The sequence below is a fragment of the Cupriavidus sp. KB_39 genome (assembly GCF_052114485.1).
Lineage (GTDB): Bacteria > Pseudomonadota > Gammaproteobacteria > Burkholderiales > Burkholderiaceae > Cupriavidus.
In genome coordinates this window covers 1-385 of record NZ_JBFREV010000240.1, presented here as the reverse complement: position 1 = coordinate 385, position 385 = coordinate 1, and the positions used below count along the sequence as shown (strand labels likewise).

Annotated in this window: 1 pseudogene; it reads right to left on the bottom strand. The window is 68.1% G+C overall.

The features are described 5' to 3' along the window. Nucleotides 1–385, bottom strand: a pseudogene (locus AB4Z27_RS29750) (ImcF-related family protein); the annotation flags it as partial.

Here is a 385-nt window from a genome sequence, read left to right as displayed (position 1 = left end):
AGCCAGGCGCGGTCTGGTTGGCCATCCGGCCCGGTCTGATTCCACAGCAGAAGCGCTTCTTCGGTAATCTGCCAGCGGTCGTTGACGATGCCCGGCAGCAACTCGGCAATGACGGCGTCATCGCCCGTCAGCAGCAGACGAGGCAGATGACGGGCGCCCGGGTCCTGCAACGCTTGCTTGAGCCTGTCATATTCCGTCGATTTCAGTGCCACATCGCCGGGCTCCCGCCTGCCCCGGCGCGCTGCCGGATCGCGCTGGTGCGGCGTGTCTCGGGCCGATCGGGCGGCCAGCACCTTCCACGCCGCGGCGACCGGACCACGCATCAGGAGCACTGCGGCGCCCACGATCATCGCAATGACCGCTTGCCATGACCGCTTGCCGCCGG